This is a genomic window from Arthrobacter sp. OAP107, from assembly GCF_040546765.1.
In the GTDB taxonomy this organism is placed as follows: domain Bacteria; phylum Actinomycetota; class Actinomycetes; order Actinomycetales; family Micrococcaceae; genus Arthrobacter.
This window is the reverse complement of the sequence record NZ_JBEPOK010000001.1, coordinates 225789-243038: the sequence shown is the minus strand read 5'-3', so window position 1 is coordinate 243038 and position 17250 is coordinate 225789. Positions and strand designations below refer to the sequence as shown.

Below are 17250 nucleotides of genomic sequence, written 5' to 3'. Positions count from 1 at the left end.
TGGAATGGGCAGCCTCCCCCACGCCAGCGCGGCACACGCCGTAAACTCCCCCATCCCGCATACAGAAAAAGGGACACCTTGGAAAAGCACCTGAACAGAGTCTGGTCCGCCTCGGCGGCCCTGGAAATGCTCCAGTTCCAGACAGACCAAGCCCATGAGTCCCTCGTGCAGGCCCTCTGTGAAGCCATGGCGGTAGGAATCGCGCCCGCCGACGTCGCGGCGGCCGCGAACATGAGCGTGCGCGAACTTTTCAACACACTCCGCAGGCCCAGGACCGCTCCCCCCGCGACAGACAGCGATACGGCACACAACTCCTAAACCGCGGGGGCGGGGATGAGGTTCGTGGCGGACACACCGCACCAGCACGGCGCCCGGTTGAAGTACACCCCAACCTGACGCCAGAGGCCCGACAGGTTTAGATAAGGGCGTCGTCCGGCCTGTGATTCCAGGTGTGATTGACCGTTGAAACAAACTGTTTTTCGTGGAAGCATGAAGTTATGACAGCAGTTGCAGGAGCCCGGGGCGGCCTGAAGGCACACCAGGATTCCATCCGTCTTCCGGAGTCAGAGTTGGTCCGGGATCTGCGGGACATCCTCGGTGCGAAGCTGGTGGCGTACATCGGCTCGGTGAAGGAAACTCGGGCCGTCCGCCAGTGGGCCGACGGTGAACGAAAGCCCTCCGCGGAGGTCATGACCCGGCTTCGTCATGCCTATCACGTGGCCGCGCTGCTGGCCGAGCGAGACTCCAGGGCCGTGGTCCAGGCATGGTTCCAAGGCATGAATCCCCAACTGGACGACGTGCCGCCGGCGCGATTGCTGCGCGAAGGAAAGGTCGAGGACGCGGCACAGGCTGTCCTTGCTGCCGCCAGGGCATTCGCGGCAGCAGGCTGACGGGTGGGCATTGAAGACCTGGCAACAGCTGCGGCGGACGCCCGGGTTTGGCGGATTGGGTTCCGCCCGGACCCTTGGGCATGGAGCGGCTGGGAATGGGCTACCGATGGCCGGTTCCCCGGTAGATGGGATGACCTGCACGGAAACTTCCGCACCGTGTACGCCGGTTCGAGCCTCCGGGCATGCCTGCTCGAGGTGCTCGCCGCGTTTCGTCGCGACGCCAGGCTTGCCGTGGAACTCGACGCGATCATCGAGGACGATGAGGACGCGCTACTGCACCCACGGCGCCACCAGGGCAGGTCCCGCGGGAATGGCTTCACGCTCGCGCTGCGACCTCAGCCGAGCTGGTCGGCACCTACTGTGCCGTGACGGACTCGAAATCCATCGCAGTGCTGTATCCGCAATTCATCGGCATGGCGCTCAGCATCGGTCTCTTAGACTTTGACGCTGCCGCCCTGAAGGACGCCCGACCGCGCCAATTGACGCAAGCGATTGCCGCCTGGATTTACGAGACCACAGACCTCGACGGCGTGACGTTCTCCTCCCGTCACGGCGACGACCTCAGGCTCTGGGCAATCTTCGAACGACCAGGAGATCCCTACGTCAGCCCAAAGTTGCGGCACACAAGGCCTGAGGAACTCCACCACGACAGCGACGCGATCGAGGACGCCTTCCAGCTGCTCGGCCTAGCTTGGCGGAACGAATAGGCCACTCCCCCACCCGTAGTTGCTTAGCTTGACGGAATCACGGTTATCGGCGCTCACAAAATGGCCAGGAGAGCGGCTTCTTAACGGATTCTTGTCGCTTGCCAGCTTTGTTGGCGAATTGCCAAACGATCTGGCGAATCCTTCCAGTGAGTTGGCGGAGCGTTGATGAGATCGCCCGAAAACCCTTACATGTACGCCTCCGGATTAGGTCGTCGCCTGGCATCGGCGATGAAAACCAAGCCCGAACGACCCTGAAACCGAGCCTTTCGCCAACTCGGATGGCACGCGAGCTAGCGGCGTTCTGTTCGTACGGCGCATTCTCGGTCCGCTGACGCGCACCGTTGGCCAGCAGGGGCGTAGGGATTTCCCCGTTCGGCCACGCTCCTCAGCTCGCCAACTGAGTTGGCATTCTCGCCAACTATCCTGACAAGCCACAATTCTGAAGTAGTTGAGCCAGAGGACCCCTGACAGGCGGGCCGAGCGGATTAGCGAGCGTGACGTCATCCCGCCTGGAAATCAACTCTTTCATTGGTGCGAAGTTACCGGAGACCACGGCATCAAGCGCGCGATGGTATTGCTCCAGGATCAGATCGACAGTCCGTGACATGGTCCCTCGAACGTCCGGCTGAAGCCCTGTCGCCGAGCGGCGGCCGCCTCTGTGCCATAGTGGCACCGCCGTCCCGTCGACGGTTGAGAAGCCGACGCCGTTGCCAGAAGCCTGGAACCCGGCCGCCGCCACCCTGTGACGCTCTTCGGGCGACGCACACCACGCCAGCCCGCGTTTACCCCGGTGAGGTGCGGGCACTGGGGCGCCACGTCTGGCCCCCAGGGGCCGCGGTTGGCACGCATCCTCGCTGGTGATGGCTGGTAGCACGGCCGGAATGGTGCTTGGTGTACCTTTTGCCACTCTTCTGGGACAGAATCTCGCCTGGCGGGAGGCCTACGGGGTTTTAGCCGTGGCCGGACTTATAAGCAGCGGGGCGTTGTTGCGCTTCCTGCCAACGCTCGCACCCTCGGAAGCACCCACCCAGGATTACCTCGATTCCATCGGTGACACCCGGACCACGCCGAACTGCTGCGTTTCGGCCGCGACGGGGACACCGTGGTGGTACACAAGCATGGACAGGCTCACCCGCAACCTAGACGACTTGCGTGCTCTGGTCCAGAGTCGCACTCGCAAAGGAGTCCGGGTGGAGTTCGACAAAGAGAGCCTGGTCTTCACCGGGGAGGACTCCCCCATCGCCAACCTCATGCTCTCGGTCATGGGGGCGTTTACGGAGTTCGGTCGCTCCCTGATCAGGGAGCGACAACGGGAAGGCATGCGCTGGCGAAGCAGCGCGGTGCGCACAAGGGACGAAAGAAGACCCCTTCACCGGAAACGTGCCGCCGAACTGGTCCGGCGCGCCGGCAGTGGCGTTCCTACAGTCGCCCTTGCCCGCGATTACAGGACCAGCCGAAAGACCGTCTACCAGTACCTGCCTCGCCAGGTGACGTCAGCGCATAGGTCGGGCCGTTGCGCCGGCAGGATCAGTTGCGGTTGAGCTCGTCCGAGATGGCCTGGGCGGCCTTGCGCAGCATCGGGACGGCACGCCCGGCGAACGACCGGTCCACGCGGGATACCGGCCCGGAGACCGAGATGGCGGCAGGAGTAGGTGCATCGGGAACTGCCATGGCAAAGCAACGGACTCCCAGATCCTGCTCTTCCTCGTCAATGGAGTAGCCGCGTTCCCGGATCTTGCCCAGGTCTGCCAGGAGGGATTCGATATCGCCGATGCTCTTGGAAGTCGGAGTGGGCATGCCGGTGCGTTGCACGATGCCGCGGATCACCTCGTCATCAAGCTGGGCCAGGATGGCTTTGCCGACGCCCGTGTCGTGGGTGTGGGCACGGCGTCCGACCTCAGTGAACATCCTCATCGAATGCCGGGAGGGAACCTGGGCTACGTAGATAACCATGTCTGAATCGAGCACCGCCATGTTGGAGGTCTCCCCGAGCTGATCCACGAGGAATTTGAGCTGCGGCCGGGCCATGGCGCCCAACTGCTTGTTTGCTTCTTCGCCGAGCCTGATCAGCCGAGGGCCCAGGGCGTAGCGGCGGTGGGGCAGTCGTCGGATGCAGCCGAGAGTGACCAGCGTACGCAGGAGCCGGTGGATGGTGGGCAGCGGAAGATCGGTCGATAAGGAGAGCTGGCTGAGCGTGACGTCACCGCCTGCATCAGTAATCAGTTCCAACAACTCAAAAACGCGCTCAACAGACTGCACGCCTCTGGGGGATTTCTCAGCCATGAGACTGTCTCCTGCGACTCTTCAGCAACCAGGGCACCGTTTCAGGCGGGCGTCCGCACGCCCAGATAGTGGAGTGTGAGGCGCGAGAGTGCCGTAGCTGTTCAGGCAATGGCCCGCCTCCGACATGTTGGATTGGTGCATCAGAGTCCATGGGAATCATGGGCTGAAGCATGAATTTTGCCGGTTGCTTCGAGATGTTGACTAGTGAGCTCCTTGTAGTTTTCGGCGTTCGCTCGGCAATGCTCGATTTCCTCAGGCGTAAGGGGCCTGCGCACTTTGGCGGGGACACCCGCAACGAGGGAACCCGCGGGAACAATAGTGCCCTCCAGCACCAATGCGTTGGCGGCTACGAGTGATCCCTTCCCAATAACTGCGCCGTTGAGGACGGTGGCGTTCATGCCGATGAGCGAGCCCGCCTCCACGGTGCAGCCGTGCAGGACCGCTCCGTGACCCACGCTGACCTGGTCGCCCAGATGGGCGGGGTATCCGGGATCTGCGTGGACGACGGCTGTGTCCTGGATGTTGCTGCCGGAACCGATCGTGATGTTTTCCATGTCCGCGCGCAATACAGCGCCGTAGAAGACTCCCGACGCCTGCCCTAGGCTGACATCGCCGACCACGGTGGCGGTCGGGGCGATCCAAGTGCCGGCAGCGAGACGCGGTGTTCGGCCATTTATGGTGATGACGTTATTGCTCATGATGGGTTCTCCAAGGGCTACAAGGTGTGGGAATAAGGCACCACCCTAATACCTTTTGGCAGCCAGTCATGCCGCACAGGTAGTGGAGGGGATCGATGCTAATCATTTCGTGCAGATCCACACGTGTTCTATGCGTCCGTGGTTGTCGGATTGCTCAGTTGCGAGGAAACGAATTGACCACATCACGCATATTCCTCAAAGTTAGTGCATCAATTCATTCATTAAACAGCCGCTGATCCAACCTAGGAGGTGCCCGTCTTGGAGCTTCGAACCAATGGCCTCAAGACCGCACTTGACCACAAGATATCTCTACCAGCAACCGAATTTCGCCCCGTGCGTAGGCAGACAGACCACGGGAACACAGGACGCGAGCAGAAGAACGTCGCTTCATGATCGCCGAACCAACCGCTCTGAAGCTGGATGTTGGAAGCGTCGACTGGTGGGGCCTCTGTTGAGACATGGTGGCGGTGCGGCGGGAACCAGCGTAGTGAATGCTCGGAGCAGCTCCGCTCCGGCTCTCGGGACTTGCCAATCCCCCGCCTGAAGCAGGCTTTCCAAAACCTGCGCTGAGCTGCCCGCAGAACTGGCACTGATGATCTAACACCCTCGGACCTTCTCCGCCTAAGGAAGTAAGTCTTAATGTGCGGCCAGCGGTCCGAATAAATGGAGCGCGGCCGTTGACGAGAGCAGTGCGGTGAGTGTCCTCAGGAACTCTCTCGACCTAACTATGATTGAAAAGGAGCGACGACATGTCATACCCGGCCATTAAGCGGGAGGCGGAGTTACAAAGTTCTCCATGTGGAGTTACTGATCAACAAAATACCGCCGGTGAGCCCATCCATGAACTCGCCGCGGTACTCCCGCCCGAAGCCCTAATTACGGATCCTGCAGCCATGGGGCCGTACCAACAGGATCGCGCCTTCGATCCCAACGCTGGTATGCCGATTGGTGTCGTGCTTCCCCTGACCACCGAGCACGTCCAGGTCACGATGCAGTGGGCGGCCAAACATCGGATTCCCGTTGTGCCCAGGGGTGCCGGAACGGGTCTATCCGGAGGAGCAACCGCTGTAAGTGACGGAATAGTGTTGAGCACAGAGCGGATGCGCAGCATCAATGTGGACGCAGTCACCCGCACTGCGGTGGTCCAGCCAGGCCTTCTCAACGCTGAGGTTAAGGCGGCAACCGCTCAGGCGGGACTGTGGTATCCGCCGGACCCCGCGTCCTACGAGATCTGCACCATCGGCGGCAACGCCGCGACCAACGCCGGCGGCCTGTGCTGCGTCAAATACGGTGTCACCTCTGACTACATCCTGGGCATGGAAGTGGTCACGGCTGACGGCCGGGTGGTACGCATTGGCGGACCGCGGCTGAAGGACGTTGCGGGTCTGTCCATGCTAAAGCTCTTTGTTGGCAGCGAGGGCACGCTGGGCATTATCACGGAACTCACCTTGCGGCTCCTGCCGGCAGCGCCGCCCGCGCGGACAGTAGTGGGGTGGTTCTCCAGTAGCGGGGATGCTGCAGCCGCGATCCTTGAGGTCGCCTCGAGCATCCGCCCATCAATGCTGGAGTACATGGATGCGACGTCCATCAACGCCGTTGAAGACGTGCTGGATATGGGCCTGCACCGCCACGCGTCAGCGCTTGTTGTAGCGCGCTCTGATGATCAAAGCCCTAGTGGGGCCGAAGTCACGACCATGCTGGCAGCCTTCCAACGGCACGGCGCGTTCGAGGCATTTGAAGTCGCAGACCAGCAGGAAGGTGAGCGGTTTGCCCACGCCCGGCGAATCGCCATCCCTTCCGTCGAACGTTTGGGCACGTTGCTGCTTGAGGACGTGGGCGTAGCCATCCCCCGACTGGGAGAACTCATTCTCGGAGTAGAGAAGATCGCTGAAGCCCGCGATGTGATCATTGCATTCATCGCCCACGCGGGTGACGGCAACACGCATCCGCTGATTGTTTTCAACCCGGACGACGCCGCCATGAAGGAGCGCGCATACCTCGCCTACGGTGAGGTAATGGACCTGGCCATAGAACTGGAAGGCACCATCACCGGCGAGCACGGCGTGGGCCGACTCAAGCGGCCCTGGCTCGTTGACCAGATCGGAGAAGACCTCCTTGAAATCTCACACAATGTAAAGCGGGCTTTGGATCCAGCAGGAATCCTCAACCCTGGAACCATTTTTGCTGCTTCAGGTACTGCCGGCCGCGCTGGGAAGAAAGGACACTCATGATGGACCAGGAAGGACGCATCCAAAGCGGAGGGCTCTCCGTCGACACAGCTTTGCACCGTTTTGTCGAGCAGGAGGCACTGCCTGGCTCGGGCATCGAAGCGGCAGACTTCTGGAGTGGTCTTGAACAAATTGTTCAGGACTTGGCGCCCCGAAACCGTGAGCTACTCGCCCGGCGCGACGAGCTCCAAGCCCAAATTGACGGCTGGCACGCTCTGCACCCAGTTCCATTCGATCAACATGAGTACCGATCCTTCCTGCAGAACATCGGGTACGTCCTTCCCGAACCCGAAGACGTACAAGTACACACTCTCGGAGTGGATGAGGAGATTGCCCGCGTGGCAGGACCTCAGCTGATTGTGCCCGTTTCGAACGCCCGCTACGCACTCAACGCCGCAAACGCGCGGTGGGGCTCACTCTATGACGCGCTGTACGGCACCGATGCCCTGGGCCCGGCAACGGGAGCAAAAGAATACGATCCAGCACGCGGCAAGCTGGTGGTCTCATATGTGCGCGAGCTGTTGGACGAATTCTTTCCGCTAAACGCAGGGCGACACGCCTATTCGGTGGGATACACCGTACGCGACGGCGTGTTGACGGTGGAACTGGCAGACGGCACCTTTAGCGGCCTGATTCAGTCTGAGCTGCTCGCCGGCTACCGGGGTGAGGACGGCTCGCCATCGGCAATCCTTCTGCGCCACCATGGACTCCACGTCGAGATCACTATCGACCCTTCCACACAGGTAGGACAGACGGACCCGGCAGGCATCTCCGACGTCCTCCTCGAATCCGCCATTACGACGATCATGGACTTCGAGGATTCCGTTTCCGCCGTGGACGCCGAGGATAAAATCCTCTGTTACCGCAATTGGCTCGGGATCAATCGCGGCGACCTCGCAGACACCTTCACAAAGGGAGGCGAAGTGATGGTTCGGCGGCTGGCAAAGGATCGGCGCTATACATCTCCGGATGGCGCGGGAGAGATAACGGTGCCGGGACGGGCACTCATCTTCGTCCGGAACGTCGGCCACCTCATGAGCACCGACGCCGTACTCGATGCCCAGGGAAATGAGATCGGCGAGGGCATCCTGGATGCCGTCCTCACCGCGCTAACCGCGCTGCCCGGTCGTGACCCCTCCAACCCCATGCGAAACGGGTCCCATGGCTCCATCTACATCGTCAAACCGAAAATGCACGGCCCGGCCGAAGTGGCTTTCACGGTGGAACTCTTCCGGCGCGTAGAGGAACTTCTTGGACTGCCGGCGAACACGCTGAAGCTCGGCCTCATGGACGAGGAGCGGCGGACCACGGTCAACCTGAAGGCCTGCATAGCGGAAGCCCGGGAACGACTGGTATTTATCAATACCGGGTTCCTGGACAGGTCCGGTGACGAAATACACACGTCCATGGAGGCTGGGGCCTTCGTCCGCAAGGCTGACATGCGTAACCAAGCATGGATCTCCGCCTATGAGGATCAAAACGTCGATATCGGCGTCGAAGTGGGGCTGCCCGGCCACGGCCAGATCGGCAAAGGCATGTGGGCGATGCCGGATCTCATGGCTGCGATGCTCGAGCAAAAGGTTGCCCACCCCCTGTCCGGGGCCACCACTGCCTGGGTGCCCTCGCCCACCGCGGCGACCCTCCACGCCATCCACTACCACCGCGTAGATGTTCCTGCCCGCCAACAGGACATCGCCACTCAGGGCCGCCGCGGCACTCCTGAGGGACTGCTGACTCTCCCCATCGCGGTTAATCCGTCATGGTCGGCAGCCGAGCGCCAGGAAGAACTCGATAACAACATGCAGTCACTGCTCGGATACGTTGTCCGCTGGGTCGACCAGGGAGTGGGGTGCTCAAAGGTGCCGGACATTCATGACGTTGCACTCATGGAGGACCGTGCCACGCTGCGCATATCAAGTCAGCACATCTCCAATTGGCTCCGTCATGGAGTAGTGAGCGAGCAGGACGTGCATGAAAGCATGAGGCGGATGGCCGGGGTTGTAGACGCCCAGAACTCGACGGACCCCTTGTACCGCCCTATGTCTTCCAACTTCGAGGACAGCATCGCGTTCCAGTGCGCCGCTGACTTGGTGTTCCAAGGGGCCGAACAGCCAAACGGCTATACCGAACCTCTCCTGCACAAACGACGACGTGAGCAAAAGCGCCTTACCCGCTCAGTAGCAATCCACACGGTTAACTCATAGACCTCAAGGAACCTCATGCAGAACTATGTTGAATCACTTTCGGTAAGTTACGCGGCGGCCGCCCGGGCTGTTGTTTTGGCCCTCGAAGAAGGGGAAAAGCGAGGTGTCCTGGTAGCTGTCACTGTTGTCGATCCGATGATGGGACTCGTTGCTTTCGGCCGGGCGGACGGTTCGATGCCTCACAGCGTTGAGACCAGCCGACGGAAAGCCAATACGGCGGCTTCCTCTCGGAGGCCCAGCGGTTGGATGCAGGGAGACTTCGCTCTTGCCCTTCCGATGGGCACCGATAACCTCCTGACAAACATTCGTGGGGGATTCCCCTTGGTGTTCGCGGGAAAGCACGCGGGTGGCCTTGGCGTCGCGGGCGGGACGCCTGACCAGGACGCCGAGATCGGCTCTGCAGTCCTGGAGGCTTTAGGCAGCCCCTAGCGGCACCTGATCCTTGCTGCTAGAAACCTGCCGGTTGCCACAAGGATCGCTCCAGGCAGTACGTGGGCGCCGCCATAAGCGGAGCTCATCCGCCGCCCTTCAGCACGTACAACGGGCCCGGGCAGCGTTCCGTTTAACTGCAGTCCCTGCAGCCCGAACTCCTGCGGTGGGGTGTCGATGGTCACCGGGATCATCAACTATCGCAACGCATGGCACCTCATCGCAGGCTCGCCGAACGACCCGGTACATCTGTTCCAATCTGACCCCACGTATATTCAGGAGCTAACGATGGACCTTCACCTGCAATCAGAATGGCAACGTACGGTCGGGCAGCGTGTAGAAATCTGGAATAACGGGAAACTGGTACGCAAAGGAACTGTGGAGGTTGTCATGCCAGATGACACGCTTCTTTGGATTTCAGCGGACGGAATCTCGTCGAGGCAGATGATTTTCCGTTTCGACGGAGATCAGGTTTTCACACATTTCATGCCCCCGCGGGCGTCCGAGAACAACCAGTAGGATTTCGGCAGGTCCGCAACGGCGTAGCCCACCCCGGATATCGCGGCCGCGCGGCACTACGACCCAACTACTGGAGCTTTCTATGAATAGAACAATGTTCAAGTCCAAAATTCACCGGGCAACAGTCACGCACGCTGACCTGCACTATGTAGGTTCAGTCACCGTTGACCTTGACCTCCTCGATGCTGCTGACATTCTTCCTGGTGAGCTTGTGGCCATCGTGGACGTAACCAACGGCGCCCGCCTGGAGACTTACACCATCGCCGGCGAACGAGGCTCGGGCGTGATCGGCATCAACGGCCCCGCCGCCCATCTGGTACAGGAAAACGACATCGTCATCCTGATTACCTACGCCGAAATGACCACCGGGGAAGCCAAAGCTCACGAGCCCCGGGTAGTCCACGTAGACGAAAACAACAAGATGATCCAGCTTGGCAATGACCCCGCAGAGGGTTTCACGCCCGGGCTCCTGCGCCCGCCACACGCCCTGAACAACTTCGCAATCTAAACCGCACCGTGCGCGGTAGGACGACCTCAGCTGCGCACTAGGAGAGACCCCTTGCTAAGAGTGCGGGTGGCCGGTCGTTATTCCCTACACTCGCCCTTATGCAGACGACGCTGGTAGTTCCGCTCCTTCCCGATTTCCCTGACATCCTGCAGGTGACATCCGACGACGCCTCCTGGCTGGTTACTACCACGCTGCTCTCCAGCGGGGTGGCTACGCCAATCGTTTCCCGCAGCGCGGATATGTATGGCAAGCGCAAGATGATGACTATGTGCTTGCCCTCATGGTGGCGGGGTCGGTGGCGGCAGCAGTGGGCGGCGCCTACGTGAGGCTGGTCATCGGACGGGCACTTCAGGGCTTCGCCTCGGCCTTGATCCCGGTGGACATCAGTATCATGCGTGATGAACTGCCTAAGGAGAAGATGGGCTCTGCTGTGGCCTGTACGAGAGCCTGGGCTCGATCTTCTGGGTTTCCGCCGCTGCAGGGATACTGCTGCTTCTTGCCGTGGTGCTGGTTGTGCCAGAGTCTAAGGTCCGCACGTCCGAGTCCTTCGACTAAACAGGAGCATTAGTATTGTCAGTTGCGCTGACCGCTATGTTGTTGGCCGAGACCGCTTCCGCGAACGGCCTAAACAGCTTAGTCCGTGTCATCGGGACCTCGACATCCAGCGCGGCGATTGCCGCCGTCTTTACCTCGGCCACGATGACGGTCGGCGACACCGCTCCCGTCCTTCGAAACATTTAAGGACATCTTCTGGATAGCAGCGCTGGCGGCGGCAGCATCGACGCTGGCCGCGGTACTCATCCCACGGACAGCCGTGGTCCTCCGCGCCCCCGTGTAAGGCGTCGGCGTTGTTGGGCTCGTGCTGCAAGGACGCGTCCTGGCTCCTGACCACCGGCCCCTCACACCCACCGTCGTAACCGTCCTAAAAACCAGCGGAGATCAGGTCGACTGGAGCCGCGTGGACGCTGAGGGCAACTACAGTAGTTGCTCTCCCCAGTGCCGGCGAATACCTGATGGTAGCCAACGCCGCTGGTTGGTCGCCCAAAATTTCCTGCTCCAGGATCGACTAGAAAATTTTCCGGATCGGTCAGTGACAACGGCGGGCGCGTAGGCGGTGCGATGATAACACTCCTTGAAGCCGGCGACGGGCACTTGGGCACCAGCCGAACGGACGACGACGGCAGGTATGCCTTCCCGTTCCCACTGGCCGGCCGCTACGTGGTGACCATGCTTCATCCCAGGACTCGCGTAGCCATGGCGCGGAAGATCACTGTGGATACCCGCTCCATGCGCATAGACTTTGGCGCTCCGGCTGTGCAGGGGCATTCCGGGAAGCGGAGGGAAGCGTGTGCAGCCCCAGCCACGATTTAATTCTCAGCTCCGCCCTGCCACTCTCTTCAGAGCACACGGCTACCGCGCTGTTACGGTACGGGACTTCTCCGCGGACGCCGGCGTTTCCCCCGCCCTGGTCATGAAAACTCTTCCTCTCCAAGGAAAAGCTTTTGGCTGCCGCCCGGCCCCACGAGCCGCAGCTTACCGAGCTGGGCGTCCCACCGGCCGAACTCGGCCGAACCCTTGTGCAGTAATGATGCGCAGGGAACGAGGAATGCAGGCGCCCATGGGCCGGCATTCCGATGGCCGTACTTGATCCCCCCGACCTTGCGGCTGCCCGGTTAGATATCCGCGAACGCTATCTCTCTTCCATCGCTCAGTTGATCGGGGACACAACGCCGTGGCATTGGAGTCTTCCTCCGCAACTTTCGTGGTGGGGGGCGTCGTCCATTGGTGTTAGGTGAGTCTGTCTACCTCGCAACCCTGTCTGCGGACAATCCGTTGTTTATCATGCGCCCCAGGGACGGCGGCCGAGCCCCTCGTTGCCGAAGAAGCCCGCCACGAACTGCACCGGGGCCGGCGCTTCTGCTGAGCACCTCAGGATCCACCTCTTCACCTGAACTCGTCCGCCTGAACGGCGAGTCCGAGGCCAATACCCCAGCCATTGCCCAATACCTGCAGCTGCGTCCCAGCGAGACCGCGGCTACCACGCTCCCCCTCTCTTACTGTTACGGGAGGCGAAGAGCCACCTCCCGGTGACACATCGGGCAGTTGCGACTTTTTTGACCCCGTGGCTGGGTTCACGTCCTTAGTAGGCAAAACTGCGGTCGACCCCATCGAGGATGCGGTCCAGGCCCGGAAGCCAGTCCTCCTCAAGGCGGCTGGGGGGATAAGGGGTGTCGTACCCAGTGACGCGGATTACTGGCGCCAACAGCGAGTGGAAGACCGTTTCCTGAATCCGGGAGGCAATTTCGGCTCCGAGTCCTGCGGTCCGCGATGCCTCATGGGCAACGAGGAGCCGCCCGGTACGTTCTACTGACTGGATTATCGTGGCGTCATCGATCGGAGACAGGGACCGGAGATCGATAACCTCGATGCTTCGGCCCTCTTGATCGCATATTTCTGCGACCTTGAGGGCGACGGGCACCAGCGCTCCGTAGGTAACGATCGTTAAGTCGTTCCCCGCCCGGACAATTTCGGCTTTCTCAAGTGCCTGAGGCATCCTGTTCGGATCTACGTCGCCTTTAAGCCAGTAGTGGCGTTTTGGTTCAAGGAAAATGACAGGATCTTGGCTGCGGACAGCGAGGCCGATCATATCGTAGGCCTGTTGCGGTGAGGACGGGCAGACCACCTTGAGCCCGGCTGTATGGGCGAAGTACGCCTCAGGCGATTCCGAATGATGTTCAATGGCGCCGATTCCCCCGCCAACCGGGATCCTGATCACCACGGGGACAGTGATCGTCCCCTCGGACCGGTGCCGGTATTTTGCCAGCTGGGTAATGATCTGGTTCATGGCGGGAAAGACGAACCCGTCGAACTGGATCTCGCAAACCGGCCGGTATCCTGCCATCGCGAGTCCGATGGCGCCACCGACGATGCCGGCTTCCCCCAGCGGTGAATCGACCACGCGCTGCGGTCCAAAGGTTTTCTGGAGGCCGTCGGTCACCCGGAAGACTCCGCCAAGTTGCCCTATGTCTTCACCGAGGAGCATCACTTTGTCGTCGGATTCCATTGCATGGCGCAAACCGAGGTTAAGTGCGTGCGCGATTGGCATCTTGCTTATCGTCTGGTTCATTCCCCTGCCTCCACGAATTCGATGTGTTCTGCCATCTGCTGTTCGAGTTCAACGGGCAGATCAACGTAGGTATTTCGGAAGGGCGACTCCGGACCTGGGTTGGGCAGGTTACGGCAACCGGTCCTCAGCCGCTCTGCCAGACGACTTTCCTCTTCGGCAATCTTGTTTAGAAGGGCATCGTCGATCTGTCCAGTGGAGTCGAGATAGCGGCGGAACCGGTCAATCGGATCCAGGGCGGCCCACTCATCGTTTTCGGCGCCGGAGCGGTATCGACCGTCATCGTCCGACGTGGTGTGCGGGTTGCGGCGGTAGGTGAGGGCCTCGATCAGTGTGGGACCATTTCCGCTGCGGGCGTTGTCGAGAGCCTGTCTGGCTGCAGCCAGGCAGGCAAAGACGTCGTTACCGTCCACGCGGACACCCCGGAAGCCGAAACCTTCTGCGCGCTGCGCGACGGAAACCCTGCTTTGGACCGAGTACGGGGCGGAAATTGCCCACTGATTGTTCTGGCAGAAGAATACAACCGGCAAGTTCTGCGCTGCTGCCCAGACGAAAGCTTCGTTCGTCTCGCCCTCGCTTAGCGCCCCGTCACCGAGGAACACCATCACCGCACGGTCCCGGTCCGGATCTCCGGTGCCAACGTCACCGTCCCGGACAATACCCATGGCATAACCAACCGCATGCAGCGTCTGTGCACCGATGACCAGCGTGTAGAGATTGAAATTATTGGCTGTTGGGTCCCATCCCCCCAGGGTCGTGCCACGGAAGAGTCCCAAGAGATTCACGGGATCCACCCCTCGGCACCAAGCCACGGCATGCTCGCGGTAAGTAGGAAAAACAACGTCACCCGGCTGTAGGGCACGGGCAGCCCCAACCTGCGCGGCCTCCTGACCCAACAGGGACGGCCAAAGGCCCAGCTCCCCCTGCCGCTGCAGAGCAATCGCTTCGGTATCCACCCTCCGCGCCAGCACCATGTCCCGATACAGGCCAGGACCATCGACCGTCCTGACATCGAGCTTTAAGACTTCATCCGTTTGGATAGATCCGTCCTGGCTTATCAGAAAGATCGGCGCGTCCGTCATGAAGTGGTTCCCTTTCCTTTGGGCTGGACTGCCCGGACCATCTGGGCTGGTGCCGCACAACCCACAGCTGCAGAAGGCCGTGCGACTGGGCGAAGCCGTACCGTTGCCGCTGTGCAGCCAGAATCGATCCGGGCCGCGGTCAGATCTAAGACGCCGCCCTGTTCTGTGCTGGGGCCGGTAGTGGAAGCCACAAGCATGGCACCCTCCTAAAAGTGTTTTTCCGACGGATTGTCGTTGAATGAATCGCTGACCTAACTCTGAAGAGGGGGCGTGTTGTGGTCAACTCTTTCCCTTGCAACTGAGCGATCTGTTCATAACGAACTCGAAGACGCATGCGGAGCTGGATTAAACGATTAGCACCGGCGGCCTCCCCGACTCAACCCAACGCCCGCACAGGTGCGCCGAACTTGCATCAGAATCATTGAGTTGGATCGCAACGGCAAGAAGCTGCTGGGTAGGGCATTTGCCCAGGGCGAGGCCGAACTGCTCAGCATCATCGCCTCCCTCGCTCGGAACAGGACCCTGCTGCTGGTGGACCAGCCGGCGACGATTGGCGCGCTGCCGGTCGCCGTGGCCCAGACCAATGCATCAAGGCCGCTTATCTGCACCGGGCTGGCGATGCGCCGCCTCAGGCTCAACTGCGGCTAGGTCTAGGTGCGCCCCTGATGGCGCAGGAATCGTAGCTTCGGAGCGGATGATCACGGCGGCGCTTTCAGGTGATCCCGGCCCTGCAGTAGCTGCTCAGCAGTAACGCGGGTCGATAGCCGTCGGCACGCCGTGCGCCAGTGTTCGAGCACCAACCGCCTCCCCTACGAGCTCTGCGGCTATGCATCATCGCTCGGAATGTCCGGCGCCCTGTGAATCCTGCGCAAGCTCGGGGGTTCGCTCCACAATTCGTGAAATTCGGGACAAGCCCACCGTGCCAGCGGTGAAACAACCGACTTGCATAGGTACCGGTAAGGCCAGTGGGATGACGACCGAAGCCGATCAGCTTCGAGTATTCGCTACAGGAAACAAGCAACTTCGGTGCAAACTCGCGGTTCCCTTGACAGCCGGTGTCTTCTAAGTCACAGTTTATCCATGCTGTCTGGGCTTCTGGATCCAGAGAGCAGATGTCAGTGTAAACGAGGTCCTGATGCAGTTCGCTCTTCGAGACATGACGCCCGGAGAGGGTCTCTCGTCCCAAGCCCACACGACACCGTGACAAACCGTGCTTGGTCTTCGAAATAGCCAGTTTTAGGTATCACGAGGTCGAGTTGGAACCAACAGACTCGGTAATGGTCTGCATTTACGTGGTTGAACGGATCTGCAAGTCGTCGCCGACATCACCGCAGATTTCTAGTCGTGTAACCAACCCTTATTAGGAGCTATTTGTATGAGTGGTCCACTTAGCGGCATGCGTGTCCTCGACATTGCCACCGTATTCGCCGGCCCCTTCGCCGCTGCGTTGCTCGGCGACATGGGAGCAACTGTGCTGAAGATCGAGATGCCAGGGGTAGGCGATCCGTTGCGCGCCCTCGGTCCGTTTCACGGCGACACGTCGCTTACTTGGGCTGCAGCGGCACGAAACAAGCAAAGCATGACTCTCGATCTGAAATCGTCGGAGGGTCAGGAAATTCTCATCCGCCTTCTCGCCGAGCAGGACATTCTCATCGAGAACTTCCGGCCCGGCACTTTGGATAAGTGGGGCCTTACGATTGATCGGCTGCGGGAGGCGAATCCCGACCTGATCGTGGTCCACATTTCGGGCTACGGCCAGACTGGTCCCTACGGGAGTAAGGCCGGTTTCGGGACCCCTGCGACCGCATTCAGTGGTTACGCCCATATCAACGGGTACCCCGACCGTCCTCCTGTATTGCCGTCGGTGTCTCTGGTGGACTATCTAACCGGCATGTTCGGCGCGCTAGGTGCCCTGGCGGCCGTTTACCAACTGAAGGTGTCGGGCGGGCCGGCCGAGGAAGTCGACGCCGCTCTGTACGAATCAATCTTCCGGATGCTTGAGGTAGTCGTCGCCGAGTACGACGTGCTCGGCACAGTCCGTGAACGCACCGGCAACGAGCTAGCCGCCTCTTGCCCTGCAGGAATCTATCAGGCGAAGGACGGACACTGGGTCGTCATCACCACCAGCACAGAGCGCACCTTCGCCCGACTCGCCGAAGCCATGGACCGGCCTGACATGCTCACCGACCCACGCTACTCGACCAACCGGGAACGACTGGCGCGGAGGGCCGAGATGAACGAGTTGGTTAGCGCCTGGACCGGCAGGTACACCCGCGAAGAACTGCAAAAGCGGATGGACGACTTCTCGGTCCCGCACTCCCTTGTCTACGACGTCGCCGACATTTTTAAGGATGAGCACTATGCAGCCCGCGACATGCTAGTAGAGGTCAGTCATCCCACACTCGGCTCAGTCACATTGCCGGGAGTAGTGCCCAAGTTCAGCGAGAACCCCGGCTCCATCAGGAGCGCTGGCCCTCTCATGGGCGAACACACCACATCGGTCCTCACTGACCTGGGCTACACCGCCGAGCAGATCACCGACCTCGAACTCAAGGGAATCGTCTGATGTCAACTGAAA

Annotated in this window: 16 protein-coding genes and 1 pseudogene; 13 read left to right on the top strand and 4 right to left on the bottom strand. The window is 60.8% G+C overall.

The features are described from left to right. Positions 1–78 precede the first annotated feature (78 nt). The 5 genes and pseudogenes from ABIE00_RS01030 to ABIE00_RS01010 all read left to right on the top strand — a co-directional run. Positions 79–318 carry a hypothetical protein gene (locus tag ABIE00_RS01030; RefSeq protein ID WP_354255592.1) on the top strand — a complete coding sequence of 80 codons (240 nt, stop codon included), beginning with the start codon at positions 79–81 and terminating at the stop codon, positions 316–318. A 179-nt stretch (positions 319–497) separates the two neighbouring features. Next, positions 498–890 (top strand): hypothetical protein, encoded by a 393-nt coding sequence (locus tag ABIE00_RS01025; RefSeq protein WP_354255589.1) that lies wholly within the window; start codon positions 498–500, stop codon positions 888–890. 3 nt (positions 891–893) lie between these two features. Then, positions 894–1259, top strand: coding sequence for an RES domain-containing protein (locus ABIE00_RS01020; protein ID WP_354255586.1), 366 nt, complete (start codon positions 894–896; stop codon positions 1257–1259). After that, a complete protein-coding gene (locus ABIE00_RS01015; protein WP_354255584.1) occupies positions 1256–1597 on the top strand; it encodes a hypothetical protein in 342 nt (113 codons plus the stop codon). Before ABIE00_RS01020 ends, ABIE00_RS01015 begins: the two co-directional genes overlap by 4 nt. A 1057-nt stretch (positions 1598–2654) precedes the next feature. Next, positions 2655–3138, top strand: a pseudogene (locus ABIE00_RS01010) (recombinase family protein); the annotation flags it as partial. On the opposite strand, the gene ABIE00_RS01005 reads toward ABIE00_RS01010, so the two are convergent. After that, complete coding sequence (locus ABIE00_RS01005; protein ID WP_354255581.1) at positions 3125–3880, bottom strand: IclR family transcriptional regulator; 756 nt, start codon at positions 3878–3880, stop codon at positions 3125–3127. The pseudogene ABIE00_RS01010 and the gene ABIE00_RS01005 sit on opposite strands and share 14 nt — an antisense overlap. Positions 3881–4020: 140 nt before the next feature. Further along, positions 4021–4578, bottom strand: a complete 558-nt coding sequence (locus ABIE00_RS01000; protein ID WP_354255578.1) for a gamma carbonic anhydrase family protein — start codon at positions 4576–4578, stop codon at positions 4021–4023. 749 nt (positions 4579–5327) lie between these two features. Between ABIE00_RS01000 and ABIE00_RS00995 the strand changes: the two genes are divergently transcribed. The 6 genes from ABIE00_RS00995 to ABIE00_RS00970 all read left to right on the top strand — a co-directional run bounded on the left by ABIE00_RS00995 (position 5328) and on the right by ABIE00_RS00970 (position 11837). Continuing rightward, complete coding sequence (locus ABIE00_RS00995; RefSeq protein WP_354255575.1) at positions 5328–6809, top strand: FAD-binding oxidoreductase; 1482 nt, start codon at positions 5328–5330, stop codon at positions 6807–6809. Continuing rightward, complete coding sequence (locus ABIE00_RS00990) at positions 6806–9010, top strand: malate synthase G (protein WP_502914179.1); 2205 nt, start codon at positions 6806–6808, stop codon at positions 9008–9010. Before ABIE00_RS00995 ends, ABIE00_RS00990 begins: the two co-directional genes overlap by 4 nt. A 15-nt stretch (positions 9011–9025) precedes the next feature. Continuing rightward, complete coding sequence (locus ABIE00_RS00985; protein WP_354255572.1) at positions 9026–9439, top strand: GlcG/HbpS family heme-binding protein; 414 nt, start codon at positions 9026–9028, stop codon at positions 9437–9439. Between the two features lie 177 nt (positions 9440–9616). Next, positions 9617–9958 (top strand): hypothetical protein, encoded by a 342-nt coding sequence (locus ABIE00_RS00980; protein WP_354255569.1) that lies wholly within the window; start codon positions 9617–9619, stop codon positions 9956–9958. An 82-nt stretch (positions 9959–10040) separates the two neighbouring features. Then, positions 10041–10466, top strand: coding sequence for an aspartate 1-decarboxylase (panD, locus tag ABIE00_RS00975; RefSeq protein ID WP_354255566.1), 426 nt, complete (start codon positions 10041–10043; stop codon positions 10464–10466). Positions 10467–11585: 1119 nt separating this feature from the next. After that, positions 11586–11837: a carboxypeptidase-like regulatory domain-containing protein gene (locus tag ABIE00_RS00970; RefSeq protein WP_354255563.1), complete on the top strand. Its 252-nt coding sequence runs from the start codon at positions 11586–11588 to the stop codon at positions 11835–11837. A 769-nt stretch (positions 11838–12606) separates the two neighbouring features. On the opposite strand, the gene ABIE00_RS00965 is transcribed toward ABIE00_RS00970, so the two are convergent. Both ABIE00_RS00965 and ABIE00_RS00960 read right to left on the bottom strand, forming a co-directional pair. Beyond that, the gene (locus ABIE00_RS00965) at positions 12607–13593 is read right to left on the bottom strand and encodes an alpha-ketoacid dehydrogenase subunit beta (protein WP_354255560.1); all 987 of its coding nucleotides are present in this window, start codon (positions 13591–13593) and stop codon (positions 12607–12609) included. Then, on the bottom strand, positions 13590–14672 hold the full coding sequence (locus ABIE00_RS00960; protein ID WP_354255557.1) for a thiamine pyrophosphate-dependent dehydrogenase E1 component subunit alpha: 1083 nt from the start codon (positions 14670–14672) through the stop codon (positions 13590–13592). Before ABIE00_RS00960 ends, ABIE00_RS00965 begins: the two co-directional genes overlap by 4 nt. A 426-nt stretch (positions 14673–15098) precedes the next feature. Here ABIE00_RS00960 and ABIE00_RS00955 point away from each other — a divergent pair, with 426 nt between their 5' ends. Beyond that, positions 15099–15320 carry a hypothetical protein gene (locus ABIE00_RS00955; protein ID WP_354263515.1) on the top strand — a complete coding sequence of 74 codons (222 nt, stop codon included), beginning with the start codon at positions 15099–15101 and terminating at the stop codon, positions 15318–15320. Positions 15321–16068: 748 nt separating this feature from the next. Then, a complete protein-coding gene (locus tag ABIE00_RS00950) occupies positions 16069–17238 on the top strand; it encodes a CaiB/BaiF CoA transferase family protein (protein WP_354255554.1) in 1170 nt (389 codons plus the stop codon). The last annotated feature ends 12 nt before the right edge of the window (positions 17239–17250 follow it).